The 230-nt window shown below is 71.3% G+C and carries 1 pseudogene; it reads right to left on the reverse strand.

Annotated features, from left to right (window positions below):
• Nucleotides 1-230, reverse strand: a pseudogene (locus KVT44_RS57470) (ATP-binding protein); the annotation flags it as partial.

The raw sequence follows: 230 nt of genomic DNA on the forward strand, positions 1-230 counted from the left end.
CCCACGCTGAACGGGCCGCAGACCATCAAACGGACGGCGCCGCCGACGAGTTCCCCCGGCCGCGCACAGGCGTCGTACACCCGATTGTTCTCGCGCACCCGCAGCAGTCGGGACCCCTCACCGGGCGGGGACGTCTTGATCATCGTCTCGGCGGACGTGATCCGCGGGTTGGGGCCGCGCAGGTAGTCCTTGGTCAGCTTTAGCCGCGGGCCCATGGCGGGCAGCCCGGC

It is taken from the genome of Streptomyces sp. GbtcB7 (assembly GCF_019091445.1).
Taxonomy (GTDB): Bacteria; Actinomycetota; Actinomycetes; order Streptomycetales; family Streptomycetaceae; genus Streptomyces; species Streptomyces mirabilis.